At 67.4% G+C, this 14,559-nt stretch carries 12 protein-coding genes; 6 read left to right on the top strand and 6 right to left on the bottom strand.

Annotation, left to right across the window (positions count from 1 at the left end; genetic code table 11):
- Nucleotides 1–479 precede the first annotated feature (479 nt).
- Nucleotides 480–1,994, top strand: coding sequence for a YifB family Mg chelatase-like AAA ATPase (locus tag JF542_RS00345; RefSeq protein ID WP_207074335.1), 1,515 nt, complete (start codon nucleotides 480–482; stop codon nucleotides 1,992–1,994).
- Here the strand turns inward: JF542_RS00345 and JF542_RS00340 are convergent.
- The 4 genes from JF542_RS00340 to rsmI all read right to left on the bottom strand — a co-directional run bounded on the left by JF542_RS00340 (nucleotide 1,964) and on the right by rsmI (nucleotide 5,215).
- A complete protein-coding gene (locus tag JF542_RS00340) occupies nucleotides 1,964–2,863 on the bottom strand; it encodes an alpha/beta hydrolase fold domain-containing protein (RefSeq protein ID WP_207074334.1) in 900 nt (299 codons plus the stop codon). The genes JF542_RS00345 and JF542_RS00340 overlap by 31 nt on opposite strands.
- Nucleotides 2,860–3,795 carry a glutathione synthase gene (gene gshB, locus JF542_RS00335; RefSeq protein WP_207074333.1) on the bottom strand — a complete coding sequence of 312 codons (936 nt, stop codon included), beginning with the start codon at nucleotides 3,793–3,795 and terminating at the stop codon, nucleotides 2,860–2,862. Before gshB ends, JF542_RS00340 begins: the two co-directional genes overlap by 4 nt.
- Nucleotides 3,796–3,857: 62 nt before the next feature.
- On the bottom strand, nucleotides 3,858–4,319 hold the full coding sequence (locus JF542_RS00330) for a YraN family protein (RefSeq protein ID WP_207074332.1): 462 nt from the start codon (nucleotides 4,317–4,319) through the stop codon (nucleotides 3,858–3,860).
- Between the two features lie 20 nt (nucleotides 4,320–4,339).
- Nucleotides 4,340–5,215 carry a 16S rRNA (cytidine(1402)-2'-O)-methyltransferase gene (gene rsmI, locus JF542_RS00325; protein WP_207074331.1) on the bottom strand — a complete coding sequence of 292 codons (876 nt, stop codon included), beginning with the start codon at nucleotides 5,213–5,215 and terminating at the stop codon, nucleotides 4,340–4,342.
- An 88-nt stretch (nucleotides 5,216–5,303) separates the two neighbouring features.
- Between rsmI and JF542_RS00320 the strand changes: the two genes are divergently transcribed.
- The 3 genes from JF542_RS00320 (at nucleotide 5,304) to JF542_RS00310 (ending at nucleotide 9,954) form a co-directional block, all read left to right on the top strand.
- The gene (locus JF542_RS00320; RefSeq protein WP_207074330.1) at nucleotides 5,304–6,494 is read left to right on the top strand and encodes a penicillin-binding protein activator; all 1,191 of its coding nucleotides are present in this window, start codon (nucleotides 5,304–5,306) and stop codon (nucleotides 6,492–6,494) included.
- Between the two features lie 7 nt (nucleotides 6,495–6,501).
- Complete coding sequence (locus JF542_RS00315; protein ID WP_242533533.1) at nucleotides 6,502–9,261, top strand: [protein-PII] uridylyltransferase; 2,760 nt, start codon at nucleotides 6,502–6,504, stop codon at nucleotides 9,259–9,261.
- Nucleotides 9,262–9,522: 261 nt separating this feature from the next.
- Complete coding sequence (locus JF542_RS00310; RefSeq protein WP_207074329.1) at nucleotides 9,523–9,954, top strand: DsrE family protein; 432 nt, start codon at nucleotides 9,523–9,525, stop codon at nucleotides 9,952–9,954.
- 45 nt (nucleotides 9,955–9,999) lie between these two features.
- Here the strand turns inward: JF542_RS00310 and JF542_RS00305 are convergent, their stop codons facing one another.
- Complete coding sequence (locus JF542_RS00305) at nucleotides 10,000–10,986, bottom strand: DNA topoisomerase IB (protein ID WP_207074328.1); 987 nt, start codon at nucleotides 10,984–10,986, stop codon at nucleotides 10,000–10,002.
- A gap of 55 nt (nucleotides 10,987–11,041) precedes the next feature.
- Complete coding sequence (locus tag JF542_RS00300; protein WP_207074327.1) at nucleotides 11,042–12,616, bottom strand: sensor histidine kinase; 1,575 nt, start codon at nucleotides 12,614–12,616, stop codon at nucleotides 11,042–11,044.
- A 319-nt stretch (nucleotides 12,617–12,935) separates the two neighbouring features.
- On the opposite strand from JF542_RS00300, the gene JF542_RS00295 reads away from it, so the two are divergent.
- Both JF542_RS00295 and JF542_RS00290 read left to right on the top strand, forming a co-directional pair.
- Nucleotides 12,936–13,409, top strand: coding sequence for a MarR family winged helix-turn-helix transcriptional regulator (locus JF542_RS00295; RefSeq protein ID WP_207074326.1), 474 nt, complete (start codon nucleotides 12,936–12,938; stop codon nucleotides 13,407–13,409).
- Nucleotides 13,406–14,518 (top strand): FUSC family protein, encoded by a 1,113-nt coding sequence (locus JF542_RS00290; protein ID WP_207074325.1) that lies wholly within the window; start codon nucleotides 13,406–13,408, stop codon nucleotides 14,516–14,518. The genes JF542_RS00295 and JF542_RS00290 overlap by 4 nt, the downstream gene beginning before the upstream one ends.
- Nucleotides 14,519–14,559: the final 41 nt, after the last annotated feature.

The following is a 14,559-nucleotide window of genomic DNA, read 5'->3' as shown; positions in this document are numbered from 1 at the left end:
CCTTAAGAACGCGACAAATCGGCAAATGGTTGCTGAGACAGACAGGATTTTTTGCCCGGCACGGGAACCGACGCGCAACATGGGGGGCCATGCGACGGTTCACGAGCTGCCGTGGTGCGCCCCGGCCGCTGATGCGACCTTGACGCTTATAACAGGATTTAGTCCTTCCGGGCGCTCTGCCCAGACAATCCAAGTAATTGAAAAATAATATCTTTACCCCACACGTCAGTCGCCCGGCGCGAAGGCCGAAGCGTGTTGGTCAGAACCTTGCCTGCCTCAAGGCATCGGGCTTACAACCCTAGAGAGAACCGACCATCACGTTTTTGCGAGCCCCGCGCGGGATCGCCTCGTATGAGCCCACCGAAAGGCCGCGCCTCGAGCGGCGAAATGCCAAGAGCCTTTCAACACCAGTGGCTGCGTTAACCTCTTGCTAACCAACTTTGCCCCATCTTCTCCCGATCTCAGAGGAAGGACCGCGCGTGACCGCCCATGCCTACACGGTGGCTTTCGAGGGCGTCGAGGCCCGCCCGGTAGAGGTGCAATGCGCGGTGAGCGCCGGCGTGCCGGCCTTTGCCATCGTGGGGCTGCCGGACAAGGCCGTCTCGGAGGCGCGTGAGCGGGTGCGCGCCGCGCTCACCGCCATGGCGATTGCCCTCCCCTCAAAGCGGATCACCGTGAACCTCTCGCCCGCCGACCTGCCCAAGGAGGGCTCGCATTTCGATCTTCCCATTGCGCTCGCCCTGCTTGCCGCGCTGGAAATTCTGCCCCGGGACGAGGTCGCGCGGACCATGGCGCTCGGGGAACTGGCGCTCGACGGCACGCTGGTGGCGGTGCCGGGCGCACTGCCCGCCGCGATGACCGCCGCCGAGGAAGAGCGCTCCCTGCTTTGCCCGCTCGCCTCGGGCTCGGAGGCCGCCTGGGTCGGGGCCTGCCGGGTGCTCGCCGCGGGCAGCCTGACAGAGGTGGTGCGCCATTACAGTGGCGCCGCCCCCATCGCCCCGGCGGACCCCGGCGAGCGGCCTGCCCCGACCAGTCATCGCGACCTGCGCGACGTCAAGGGACAGGAGCGCGCCAAGCGCGCGCTCGAGATCGCCGCCGCCGGTCGGCACCACCTGATCCTCGTCGGCACGCCGGGCTCAGGCAAATCGATGCTGGCCTCGCGCATGGCAGGCATCCTGCCGCCGCTCACCGCCCCAGAGGCGCTCGAGACCTCTATGATTCATTCGCTTGCCGGGCTGCTCGACGAAGGCGGCATCTCGCGGGCGCGACCCTATCGCGCGCCGCATCACACCGCCTCGATGGCGGCGATCATCGGCGGCGGGCGGCGGGCCAGCCCCGGCGAGGTCAGCCTCGCTCATAACGGCGTGCTCTTCATGGACGAATTCCCCGAATTCCCCCGCACCGTGCTCGAGACCCTGCGCCAGCCGATCGAGAGCGGCGAGGTCATGGTGTCGCGGGCCAACGCCCATGTGAGCTACCCCTGCCGCTTCCTGCTGGTCGCCGCCGCCAACCCCTGCCGCTGCGGCCACCTCACCGATCCGGCCCGCGCCTGCTCGCGCGCGCCGGCCTGCGGCGAGGATTATCTCGGGCGCATCTCGGGGCCGCTGATGGATCGCTTCGATCTGCGCATCGAGGTGCCGCCCGTCGCCTTCACCGATCTCGACTTGCCTGCCTCGGGCGACAGTTCGGCCATCGTGGCCGCGCGGGTCGAAGCGGCGCGTGCGCGACAGGCCGCGCGCTTTGCCGACCACCCCGGGCTGCGCACCAATGCCGATGCCGAGGGACAACTCCTCGAAGAGATCGCCGCGCCGGATGAAGAGAGCCGCACGCTGCTGCTGCGCGCCTCCGACCGCTTCGGCCTCTCGGCGCGGGGCTATCATCGCATCCTGCGCGTGGCGCGCACCATCGCCGATCTCGCCGGCGACGACACACTGCGCCGGCCACACGTGGCCGAGGCCCTGAGCTATCGGCTCGTTGCCGCGAGGCAGGACTGAGCGAAGCAGGCCGCGAGCCGCAGCGTGGCGCGCGCCTCGGGGATCCAGCCGTCGAAGACCGGCCACGCATGGGGCGCGTCGGGGGCTTCGTGCAGCGTGACCGCGCCACCCTGTTCGCGCAGGCGGGCCGCCATGCTGCGGGCGTCATCGGCGAGGATCTCGGTCGCGGAGTGACAGATCAGCACCGGTGGGCAGCCGGGAAAGCTGCCGTAGAGCGGCGAAATGCGCGGATCCTTCGGATCGGTCCCGGCCAGCACGATCTCACAGAGCTCCTCGATGCGGGCGACCGGCAGGAAGGGGTCAGCGGCCGCATTGTCGCGCAGGCTCGGGCCGGTCATGGCGAGATCGGTCCAGGGCGAGAAGGCAACGACCCCGGCCGGCGGCGTGCCCTCGGCGCAGAGCCGCGCCAGCAGCGCCAGCGCCAGCCCGCCCCCGGCGGAATCGCCAGCCAGAAGGATGCGTTCCGGCGGGTAGCCCAGCGCGAGACAGCGCCGCCACGCCGCGAGGGCCGCCTCGAAGGCGGCTGGAACCGGGGCGTGCTGTGCAAGAGGGTAGTCGGGCGCGCAGATCTCGATCCGCGCCAGTTTCGACAGCCGCGCGATCAACCCCTGATGGGTGGCGGGGCTGCCCGAGATGTAGCCGCCGCCATGGAAGTAGAGGATCAGCTTGCCAGGCAGGCAGGGGCCGGCGCTGATCCAGTGCAGCCCGCCCGGGCGCTCGATCCGGCGCAGGTAGGGCGGCTGGCGCAGCACCTGCGCCCCGAGACGGCGAAACTCGCGCTCCGCCGCGCCCGGACCCGCTGTCCGCGCCAGCCGCGGTTTGACCGCGAGGCGCAGAAACAGGTTGAGCGCGGCGAGCCGCCGGCTCATCCGCGCTTGGCTTCGATCGCCTGCCAGATCTTCCCGGCGACGTTGACGCCGTCGAACCGCTCGAGCTCTTGGATGCCCGTGGGCGAGGTCACGTTGATCTCGGTCAGCCAGTCGCCGATCACGTCGATGCCGACGAAAACCTGCCCCTTCTCACGCAGGACCGGGCCAATCTTGGCGCAGATCTCGCGGTCCCGCTCGGTCAGCTCGACCTTCTCGGGGCGGCCGCCCACATGCATGTTCGAGCGCACCTCGTTGGCCGCGGGCACGCGGTTGATCGCGCCCACCGGCTCGCCGTCGACGAGGATCACCCGCTTGTCGCCCTTGGTCACCGCCGGCAGGTATTTCTGCACGATCAGCGGCTCGCGCGAGAATCCGGTGAAGAGCTCGTAGAGCGAGCTCAGATTGCGATCGTTCTCATCGAGACGGAACACGCCCGCGCCGCCGTTGCCGTAGAGCGGCTTGAGGATGATGTCGCCGTGCTTGGCCTTGAACTCGCGGATGGTCTCGAGGTCCCGGGCGACGGTGGTGGGCGGCGTCAACTCGGGGAAATTGAGCACCAGCAGCTTTTCCGGCGAATTGCGCACCCAGAACGGATCGTTGACCACCAGCGTGTCGGGCACCAGCCGCTCGAGCAGGTGCGTGGTGGTGATGTAATGCATGTCGAAGGGCGGGTCTTGCCGCAGCCAGACCACATCGACCTCGGAAAGGTCGATCAGCTGCAGCGGCCCGAGCTCGGCATGGTCGCCCTGCACGCGCTTGACCTTGAGCGTACGCGCCCGCGCCATGATCCGCCCCTCTTGGAAGGAGAGGTGATCCGGCAGATAGTAATACAGTTCGTGCCCGCGCGCCTGAGCTTCCTCGGCCAGTCGAAACGTGCTGTCTGCGTTGATGTCGATCGGACCGATCGGGTCCATCTGAAAGGCGATCTTCATGGGCTCTCCCGCTCTGGCTTTCGCCATACATGGCCCAGAGACCGGGGACTGGCAATGCCCCCTCAGGGGCCGAGGGCGTTCTCGACGATGCGGATCATGCCCTGCTCGTTCATCAGCGCCACGTCGAAGCGCATCTCGGTGAGCGAGCCGCGCGGCTGGGTCCCGGCGAATTCTTCGCCGGCGCGCAGCAGGCGCGCAATCTGGCGGGAGGACAGGTGTTGCATCGCATGATCGAAGCTGCGGCTTTTCTTGACCTCGACAAAGATCAGCCCGTCGCCATCGTGCAGGATCAGGTCAATCTCGCCAGAGCGGCCTCGCCAGCGCTGTCCTGCCACCCGGTAGCCGCGGCGCTGGTAGTCCTGCGCCACCTGCGCTTCGGCCGACAGTCCAGCACGATGGCCCAGCGCACCGCGTTCAACGCGCCTGCGACGGCCCTGCCCATGGATTTGCTGCGCGTGTGGCTCTGGCAGCGCAGGCACGGGAGTGTGGAAATCGAAACTGAGCTGTTGGCCCATCACCGACATGGACGCCCCCTTCCCGGGGATCAATCCCCGCCTTCGGCCCTTTCCTTCGCGAGCGCCATGGCACGCTGGTAGACCGGGCGCCGTTTCACGCCGTACATGCCCGAGACCGCATCGGCGGCATCGCGCACAGACATCGTCAGCAGCGCCTCGGACAGCGAGTGGTCTAGATCAGATTCGCTAATATCCTCTGAATTCCCCTTGCCGATCAGCACCACGATCTCGCCCTTGGGCGTCGTCTCGGCATAGCTCTCGGCAAGTTCGGCAAGGCTGCCCTCGCGGCATTCCTCGAACCGTTTGGTGAGTTCGCGGCAGACCGCGGCGGGGCGGTCCGGTCCGAGCGCCGCGGTCGCGTCCGCCAGCATCGCCCCCAGCCGCTTGGGCGACTCGTAGAAGGCCAGCGTCGCGGGCACGGCGCGCAGCTCCTCAAGCGCCTTGCGACGCGCGCCGGAGGCGTTGGGAAGAAAGCCGCCGAACAGGAAACGGTCGGTCGGAAGACCCGCGATGGTCAGCGCAGCGATCACCGCCGAGGCGCCGGGCGCCGTGGTCACCGGCAGCCCCTCCTCGCGGGCCGCGCGCACCAGATCGAAGCCCGGATCAGAAATCATCGGCGTGCCGGCCTCGGAGGCATAGGCCACCGAGCGGCCCTCGGTCAGCGCCCCGAGCAGCTTCGGTCGCATCTTGCCACCGTTGTGATCGTGGTAGGCGAGCACCGTGCGATCCCCCAGCGGCACGCCGTGAATCTCGAGCAGCCGACGCAGACTGCGGGTGTCCTCGGCTGCCAGCACGTCGGCCTCGCGCAGAGTGTCGAGCGCGCGCAACGTGATGTCGCGCGCGTTGCCGATCGGGACCGCCACCATGTACAGTCCCGGCGCCAATCCGCGCCTTTCCGGATTCATCTCTGGACCCATCCCCTTGCTGGACTATGATCCCCCGTAAACCCACGCGGGCTTCAACCCGCGCCCATGATCGAGGGAGTTCACCACCATGTTCGCCGTTTTGTCCCGCGCCCGCAAGGCGCTCTGCACCGCTGCCGTCGTGGCGGGCGCAGGCCTCGTCACCGCCTGCGACGTCTCCACGATGACCGATCTCGGTGCGTCAAACAGCGGCGGCCCGCGAATCAACCCCAACGAGAGCGTGCGCGTGGCGCTGCTGGTGCCGCAGAGCGATTCCGGCGCCGCCAGCATCGCCCGCGATCTCGAGAACGCCGCGCGCCTCGCCATTGCCGATCTCGACGGGGTCAATATCGACCTCGCGGTCTATGACACCGCCGGCTCCGGCGCCACCGCCGCGGCGCAGGCACAGCGCGCGGTCGACGAAGGGGCCAAGATCATCCTCGGCCCGCTGCGCGGCGAGGTCGCCGTCGAGGCCAGCAAGGTGGTCGCCGACGAGGGCGTCAACGTGCTGGCCTTCTCGAACAACCCGTCGATCGCCGGCGGCAACCTCTTCGTGCTCGGACCGACCTTCGAGAACACCGCCGACCGGCTGATGCAGTACGGACGCGGCAATGGCCTGTCGAGCATCGCGATCCTGCATTCCGAGGATGTGCCCGGCCAGTTCGGCCGCAACGCCATCCAGCAGGCCGCCTCGCAGAACGGCGTGCGCGTCGCGACGGTGCAGCCCTACCCGCTCAGCGTCGAGGGCGTGACCGGCACCGCGCAGTCGATGGGTGACGTCGCCCGCAACTCGGGCGCGGATTCGGTCTTCATCACCACCGACGCCACCAACGCCGCCATGCCCCTGCTGCTGCAGGTGATGCCCGAGAACGGACTCGATCCGGCGGAATTCCAGTATGTCGGCCTGACCCGCTGGGACGTGAAGCCCGAGCTCTTCGCCTATCCGGGCGCCAACGGCGCTTGGTTCGCCCTGCCGAACCAGTCGATGCAGCGCAACTTCACCTCGCGCTACAGCGCCGCCTATGGCGAGAACCCGCACCCCCTCGCCGGTCTGGCCTTCGACGGCATCGCCGCCATCGGCGCGCTGGTGAAACAGGGCCGCGGTGACGCCCTCACCGGGCGCGCCCTGACGCAATCCGCTGGTTTCCAAGGCACGGGCGGTGTATTCCGCCTGAAAAGCGATGGCACCAACGAACGTGGTCTGGCCGTCGCGACAGTGCGCAACAACCAGATGGTGATCCTTGACCCTGCCCCCTCCAGCTTCTCCGGCGCAGGTTTCTGAAGACCTCATGCAAGCCCCGATGCCGGACGACCTGATCGCACCGGCATCGGAGATCTTCGACCTTCCCGCCCTTCGCGCCGAGCTCTTCACTCAGGTCGCCGAGGCCGAAACCGAAGCACAGGTGCGCGCCATCGTGGTGAAGCTCCTGTCCGAGGCCCGCGATCATGGCCGCGCCGTCATCGCCGATGCCTTCGCCGCCAAGCCACGCGCCGCCTTCCCCACCACCGAAGCCTATGCCTGGCTGACCGATGGCATCGTCCGGCTGGTCTTCGAGCTGGCGACCGTGCGGCTGCACCCGCTCAACACCCCCACCGAGGGCGAACGCCTGACGGTGATGGCGGTGGGCGGCTACGGCCGCAGCGAGATGGCGCCGGATTCCGATGTCGACCTTCTGTTCCTGACACCGTGGAAGATCACGCCCTGGGCCGAAAGCGTCATCGAGTCGATGCTCTACGTGCTGTGGGACCTGAAGCTGAAGGTGGGCCACGCCTCGCGCACGGTGAAGGACTGCCTGCGCCTCGGCGGCGAGGATTTCACCATCCGCACCGCGATGCTCGAGACCCGGTTCATCATCGGCCACGAACCGCTGGCCCGCGAGCTCGAGACCCGGCTCTGGGAAGACCTCTTCAAGGGCTCCGAGCGCGCCTTCGTGGCCGCCAAGCTCGAGGAGCGCGGCAATCGTCATCGCAAGCAGGGCCTGCGCTACGTGGTCGAGCCCAACGTCAAGGAAGGCAAGGGCGGGCTGCGCGACCTGCAGTCGCTCTACTGGATCACCAAGTACATCCATCACACCGACGACGCCGAGGAGCTGGTGCGCATCGGCGTCTTCCGGCGCGAGGAATACAATCTCTTCATGCGCGCCGAGGAGTTCCTCTGGGCAGTGCGCTGCCACCTGCATCTCGCTGCCGGGCGCGCGGTCGAGCAGCTGACCTTCGACATGCAGGTCGAAGTGGCGGAGCGCATGGGCTATGCCGACCGTGCCGGACGACGCGGTGTCGAGCTGTTCATGCAGGACTATTTCCGCCACGCCACCGCGGTGGGCGATCTGACGCGGATCTTCCTGACCGCGCTCGAGTCCGAGCATCAGAAGGACGCGCCGCTGCTGCTGCGCCTGTTCAAGCGTGGCCCGCAGGTCAAGGACGGCTACGAGGTGGTCAACAACCGCCTCGCCATCGCCGATGACGAGGCCTTCCTCGCCGACAAGCTGAACCTGCTGCGCTATTTCGAGGAAGGGCTGCGCACCGGCCTTCTGCTCCACCCGCACGGCATGCGGCTGATCAAGGCCAACCTGCACCTGATCGACGACGAGCTGCGCGGCGACAAGGAGGCGCGGCGGCTGTTCCTCGACCTGCTGCTCAAGCACGGCAATCCCGAGCGATCGCTGCGCCGGATGAACGAGCTTGGCGTCATCGGCGCCTTCATCCCCGAGTTCGAGCCCATCGTGGCGATGATGCAGTTCAACATGTATCATGCCTACACGGTCGACGAGCACACCATCCAGTGCATCGCCAATCTCAGCGAGATCGAGCATGGCGACCTTGTCGAGGAGCTGCCCGTCGCCTCGACGATCCTGCAGGAGGGCGTAAACCGCAAGGTGCTTTACGTTGCGCTGCTGCTGCATGACATCGGCAAGGGACGCGACGAGGATCACTCGGTGGTCGGGGCGCGCATCGCCCGCAAGGTGGCGCCGCGGCTGGGCCTGACCAAGGCGGAGTGCGCCACCGTCGAGTGGCTGGTGCGTTATCACCTGCTGATGTCGGACATGGCGCAGAAGCGCGACATCGCCGATCCGCGCACCGTGCGTGATTTTGCCAAGGCGGTGCAGACCAAGGAGCGGCTCGACCTGCTGACCGTGCTGACGGTCTGCGACATCCGCGGCGTCGGCCCGGGCGTGTGGAACAACTGGAAGGCGGCTCTCCTGCGGGCGCTCTACCGGCAGACCCGCCGCGCGCTCGAGGATGGCATGGAGGCGCTCAACCGCGAGAACCGCGGCGCCGAGGCCAAGAAGGCCCTGCGCGAAGAGCTCGCCGACTGGGACGCCAAGGATCTGCGGGCCGAGACCGCGCGGCATTACGATCCCTACTGGCAAGGGCTGCACGTCACAGCCCACAAGGTCTTTGCCGAGCTGCTGCGCGACATCGGCGACACCGAGATCCGCATCGACATCCATCCCGACGAGGATCGCGACGCGACGCGGGTCTGCTTTGCGCTGGCCGATCACCCGGGCATCTTCGCCCGGCTCGCGGGCGCACTGTCGCTGGTGGGCGCGAACGTGGTCGATGCGCGCACCTTCACATCGAAGGACGGCTATGCCACGGCGGCCTTCTGGATCCAGGATTCAGAGGGCTCGCCCTACGAGGAAAGCCGCATCCCGCGCCTGCGCTCCACCATCCGCAAGACGCTGATGGGCGAGGTCAAGCCGCGCGAGGCGATCCTGTCGCGGGGCAAGCTCAAGAAGCGCGAGAAGGCCTTCAACGTGCCGACCTCGATCGCCTTCGACAACGAGGGCTCGGAGATCTACACCATCATCGAGGTCGACACCCGCGACCGGCCCGGCCTGCTCTACGATCTGGCGCGGACCCTGTCGGAGAGCAATGTCTACATCTCCTCGGCAGTGATCGCGACCTATGGTGAGCAGGTGGTCGACACGTTCTACGTAAAGGACATGTTCGGACTGAAGTTCTACACCCCTTCGAAGCAGAAGACCCTCGAGCGTCGGCTACGCGCCGCGATGGAAGACGGCGCCGCGCGGATCGCCGGGAACTGATCCCGGGATTGAGGAAAATTCGTCCGAATTTTCTTGGGCCCCCCGCGACGCAGGTTTCACGACCGCGACAGTGGTGCACGCCGAAAACCTAGGAAGCGTCCTCGTCTCCGACGAACGCACAAGACGCGCCTGCTATTGGCGCGTTCTCGGTGCCGATGGTGGCTGCTCGTCACCCGTGGCCGGAGTAGGCTTTCGGGCAAAAACACATCGAAAATACTGAATTTTGCGCTACCATCGCGGTCTCTTTGGGAGGAGACAGAGATGAGAAAGACGATTGCGCTTGCCGCCATGCTGGCGGTCGCGCCGCTATCAGCGTGGGCCGAAGGCAAGACCCATCATGTGGCGTTCCACGTGGATCAAAACGATCCCCACGTACTGAACATGGCCCTGAACAATGCCAAGAACCTGACCCAGTATTACGCCGAGCAGGGCGACGAGGTGGTGATCGAGATGGTCACTTACGGGCCCGGGCTGCACATGCTGATCGAGGGCAAAACCCCGGTGAAGGATCGGATCGAGACACTTTCCCTCGAATTGCCGATCACCTTTTCGGCCTGTGGCAACACCATCGCCAATATCGAGAAGAAGACCGGCGCACCGGTGACCCTGCTCGAAGAGGCGCAGGTCGTGCCCTCCGGGGCCGCGCGGCTCGTCGAGCTGCAGGAAGAGGGGTATTCATACCTCCGGCCCTGAGGCCTTGCCCAGGAAAGCCGCCCGCCGCGTTCCGGCGCGGCGGGCTCATCGCTCCAGCAGATGAAGCAGTTGCGCTTCCGCCCGGCGAAGCCCGCTGACCTCCGGTGCCTCGCGCGACAATGTCGCCCGCGCGTCCGCCTCGCTCTCGGACAATGCGATCACGTCCGGATGGATGTAGGACTTGCGCGCGATGGCGGGCGTGTTGTGAAGACGCTCCGAGGCGGCCTCAGACATCGCCTTGATCGTCACGCGCTCGGCCTCAAGCGCGCATTTCAGCGCCGCCGCCGTGCCATTCCAGGTGCGGAAGGTCTTGGCCGTGAGCGCGTTGTTGCCCGTGCGGTCGGCGAGAAAGGCATTCACCTCTTCCGAGCGCACCGAATGCGGTGTCCCGTCCTCGTCGAGCCACGTGATCAGCTCGCGCCCCGGCAGGTCGTGCAGCCCGGTCATCACGCGCTCAAGCGTGCGGTCGCGCAAGGTGCTTTCAACCTTGTTGCCGCCCTTGCCGGTGAAGTTCAGCCTCAGCATCCCCCCCTCGAGCGTCATATGCGTGCCGCGCAGCGTGGTCGCGCCGTAGCTGCGGTTCTGCTTGGCATAATCGGCGTTGCCGACGCGGATGCCGGCCCGGTCGAGCAGCGCCAGCACCGCGGCCAGCGCAAAGGCCCGGTCGCCCGGGTCTCGGCCGCGCAGGTCCTCGAGGATGCGCCGCCGCAGCCCGGGCAGTGCATGGCCGAACTCGGCCAGATGTTCGAATTTCTGCCGTGCGCGATGTTCGGTCCAGTCGGGATGGTAGCGGTATTGCTTCCGCGCCCGCGCATCGCGGCCAGTGGCTTGGAGGTGGCCGTTCTCGCGCGGGCAGATCCACACCTTTTCGTAGGCTGGTGGCACCGCAAGCGCCTCGATCCGGCGCCGCTCGGGGCCACGCTCGATGCGGGTGCCGTCCGGCGCGATGTAGGAGAAGCCGCGCCCGCAGCGTCGGCGCGCAATGCCGGGGCGGTCATCAGGGTAGTAGACGAGATCGGGCGCGTTGGTCATGCGCCGAGAACGCCCCGCGGCCAGCGCCGGTTCCCCGACACCGCCGTGGCGCGGCTCACGTCACCGCGATGCGCTCCACCTCGCGGTCGGCGGGCTCACGCTGGGACGCATCGCGCCTCGCCCAGGGCACGTCGATGACGCAATGCAACCCGGTCGGGGTAAGCTCGCGCACGAGCTTGCCCTCGAGCTGCAGCTCGATCATCAGCCGCAGCAGGCTCGAGCCGAAGCCCGGCACGTCGAACCCTTCGCGATCAAGCGGACCGGCAACCGTCTCGATCCAGTCCAGATGCAGGCGGCCGTCGGTGACATCCCAGCTCACGTCGAGCGCCCCGCCCGCGTCCTTGAGCGCACCGTGCTTCGAGGCATTGGTCACCAGCTCGTGCACCACCATGCCGAGCATCTGGCATTCCTCCGAGCTCAGCACCACCGCAGGGCCGCTCATGCTCACCCTGATCTCTCCCCCGCCGGCATAAGGCGCAAGCTCCTGCGACAGCAGGCGGGAGAGGGCCACCGGCTCCCAGCGCTGATCGGCAAGCAACGAGTGGTTCTGCGCCAGCGCGCTCAGCCGGTCGATCAACTTGGCGCGCATCACTTCGGGCTCTTCGGGCCGCGCCAGCCGCACGATGCCCTGTACCACCGCAAGCAGGTTGCGCGAGCGATGATTGATCTCGTCCGACATCAGCCGTTCGCGTTCGGCGGCGCGGGCGCGGTCCATCAACGCCTTCATCCGCGACAGCACCTGCTCGACCGTCTCGAGCTCGAGATCGGTCCAGTGCCGCGCCTTGCAGGAATGCACGAAGAGGATCGCCTCGGTGCGCCCGTCCTCGACCCACGGCACCGCCAGCGCGGCCTCGCAGTTCAGGCTGTCGAGCACCGTCCGGTCGATGGCGGCGCGGGTCGGATCGGTGCCGTCGAGCCGGATCACGCGACCGTCGAGCAACTGCTGCCAGGCCGCGTCGAGGATCGGCGCGCGCGCCATCCCGGACGGCACAGGCGGCACACCTTCGGCCGCCCACTGCTCGATCACGGGCATCTTGGCGCGCAGCCCGTCCTGCACCCTTTCTCGCAGACCGACCCGGTCGACACCGAGATGCGCGCCCAGCATGGCGATCGAGCGCCGCCGAAGCTCGGCAAGGTCCGTCACGTTGCGGAACACATCGCTCAGCTCGAGCAGGAAACGGGTGTTTTCCTGCTGAAGAACCTGCCGCGTGGTCTCGTTGCCGGAGTTGAAGACGCCGCCGATGGAACCGTCATCGTCGCGGATCGGGGTGAAATTGTAGGTCCAGTAGGTCTCTTCCTCGACCCCGAAGCGGCGCATCGGCAGCATCTGGTCCCGGAAATAGACGCCTTCCCCGGTGCTGATCGCCTGGGCGAACTGCGGCTCGATGATGTGCCAGATGTCCGACCAGACCTCGGCGGCGGGTTCACCGAGACAGCCGGGGTGGCGCGGGCCGGGAATGTGCGACCAGCTGTCATTGTAGAGCAGGCGCAGCTCCGGCCCCCAGTAGATACAGGTCGGAAAGGCCGAGTTCAGCGCGATACCCAGCGCCGAGCGCAGCGCCGCTGGCCAGTCTTCGGACGGGCCAAGCGGATGCTCTGACCAGTCGAACTCGCGAATGCGGCGGGCCATCTCGCTGGGCCCGGAAAGGAAGGAATTCTTGTCAAAGTTCGGAGACTGACGGCGTAGCAACAAGTTCTCCAGTGTGAGGTCCGATGCCAGACCCATGCCGCCACGCGGCGGCATGGCTGGACTGAAACGATAGGGACAAGCGCATGTGCTTGCAAACGGTATCACTGTTCAGATCCAAGAAGTGAGCCACCTGCCCTGACGTGACGCACAGCCGGGTCTGATGCTCCGAGTACAACGAGATTACCTGCGACGCCCGAAACTTGGACGGCCTCCATATAGATTGAATTGCAAATCAATTTAAATATGCTAGATCGCGTGCATGACCACGCCCCCCTCCTCCCCTCGCTACCGGCTCGGAATCCGGTTCTCGCTGCTCGCCCGACGCTGGCGCCGAGCGCTCGACGCCCATCTTGCCGGCAACGGCCTGACCGATGCCACGTGGGTGCCGCTCGTGCATCTGGCCGAGACCGGCGGCGGCATTCCCCAAAAGGCGCTCGCCGCGCTGGTCGGCGTCGACGGCTCCAGCCTCGTGCGGGTGCTCGACATCCATGTGCGCGACGGCCTGATCGAGCGCCGCCCAGACCCCGATGACGGCCGCGCACGCCTGATCCACCTTACCGCCGCCGGAACGCAGCGCGTCGCCGAGATCCGCGCCGAGCTTGCCCGCGCCGAGGAAGAGCTGCTCGCCGATCTCAGCGATGCCGAGATCGAGACCATGCTGGCGCAGTTCGCCCGCATCGAGGCAAGGCTCGAGGCCCGGCAGGGAACCGACAGACAGGAGACCGACAGATGAGCACCACCGATCCCGCGCTTGAGCGCCCCCGCCGCATCGACGTCGCCCGCCACCTGCTGCGCGCGGACGCGCTGCGCGGCAGTCTGGCCTTTCAGGCACAGCCGTCCCTACGCAACTCCTGCCTCGCCGGGTTCCAGGCTGCGCTGACCGTGGCCATCGCCCTGCCGCTGTTTCACCTCTCGGCCTTCGCGCACCTGATCGGCTTTGCTGCGCTCGGGGCGCTGGTGGCACTGTTCGGCCGGTTCGAGGCCACCAAGGGGCGCAACCGCGTCGTGCTGCTGGCGGCGCTCTGCCAGGTCTCGGCAGTGCTGGCGATGTCGACCGCGAGCTGGCTCGGCGTGCCGCCGCTGCTTGAACTCTTGCTGCTGGCACTGGCCTGCGGGCTCTATTTCTTCATCGCCGTGACCGGGCGCTTCGGCCCGCCGGGCGCACTGATCTTCGTCTTCGCTGCGGGCGCCGCTCTGGCCCCTGTCGGATCGGGCGCCGAGGTGCTGGCGCGCGGCGCGGCCACCGGCGCCGTGGCGCTTCTCGCCTGGGCGATCTGCGGGCTGACCGAGTGGTTGCGCCACCTGCCCGACGAGACCCGCCGCTTCCCCAGCGAGGCCGCGCGACCGATGGGCCATCGCCTGACCGCATCGCTGCGCATCGTTCTGGGCGCCCTTATCGCGCTTCTGGTCAGCCATGCGCTCGGGGCCGATCACCCGGTCTGGGCCGCCATGGGCGCGTTGGCGGTGCTTCAGGGACCGCAGCTGCACATCAATTTCCACCGGGCGCTGCAACGCATGGCCGGCGCCGTGGTCGGCGCGACCTTCGCCTGGCTGATCCTGGTGCAGGAGCCTTCCGTCTGGACCATCATCGCGCTGCTATTCGCCCTGCAATTCGCAACCGAGCTGGTGATTGGCTCGAACTACGGGTTAGGGCAAGTCTTCATCACACCGATGGCGCTGCTGATGAGCCATCTCGCCGCGCCGGCGGCGGCCGGAGCCGGCATGGCCCCCGAGCGGGTGCTCGATACGCTGCTCGGCGCCAGCGTCGGCATCGCCCTCGCGATCCTGCTCTCGACACTGGATGACCGCCACCACGTCGCGGTCCGGCGCCGGCCCGGCTGATCCGCGGCCAAGGGCCAAGATTTTTCGTACGAAAAATCTTG

This window comes from Salipiger bermudensis, assembly GCF_017309175.1.
Classification (GTDB): Bacteria; Pseudomonadota; Alphaproteobacteria; order Rhodobacterales; family Rhodobacteraceae; genus Salipiger; species Salipiger bermudensis.
The sequence above is the reverse complement of the archived record's forward strand: the minus strand, read 5'-3'. Positions and strand labels throughout refer to the sequence as shown.